Origin of the sequence: Streptobacillus felis (assembly GCF_001559775.1) — a bacterium.
In the GTDB taxonomy this organism is placed as follows: Bacteria; Fusobacteriota; Fusobacteriia; order Fusobacteriales; family Leptotrichiaceae; genus Streptobacillus; species Streptobacillus felis.
Genome location: NZ_LOHX01000010.1, coordinates 1 through 525, shown reverse-complemented (window position 1 = coordinate 525; position 525 = coordinate 1). Strand labels below are relative to the sequence as shown.

The window sequence follows — 525 nt, the reverse complement described above, 5'->3', positions numbered from 1 at the left end:
AAGGATGGAAAACAAAATTAAAAGAAACATATAGGTCATATAATGCAGGTATATTATCAAGTACAGATGAAGCAAAGATAAATGCTCTTTCAGCCTTTTATGATGAAGTAGTAGTAATAGACCCTACTGAATTTGATTGGAGAGTATGGAAAGATTGGGGAGATGTAAAATACAATAAGGAAAGAGCAGGAAAAGCTGGAATTTTTTACAATCTAAATGGGAGTGAAATCTTAAGTAAGGAAAGAATAGAAGAAATAAAGAATAAGAATAAAGAAGCAATGTATTCAAAATATTCTGATGACTACTTAGGAGTGTAGTGGTATAATAAATTTGTAACAGTAGAGTAAAGTGGTGTATAATATAATTAAGGAAAAAGGAGAAAAAATTATGATACAAAAACACTCAGAAGAATTAAAAAACAAACTTATTAAACTACATCTACAAGAAGGAAGAACATATAATAGCCTATCAGAAGAATATGGAGTATCAAAAGTAACTATTGCAAAATGGTGTAAAGATTTTAAC

General features: G+C 28.6%; 2 protein-coding genes. Both read left to right on the top strand.

The window, feature by feature from the left end; genetic code table 11:
• Positions 1-317: hypothetical protein (locus tag AYC60_RS08765; protein WP_197416904.1), on the top strand; the 317-nt coding region annotated here is incomplete at its 5' end.
• 70 nt (positions 318-387) lie between these two features.
• On the top strand, positions 388-525 hold a 138-nt coding region (locus AYC60_RS09515), incomplete at its 3' end, for a transposase (RefSeq protein WP_156447600.1).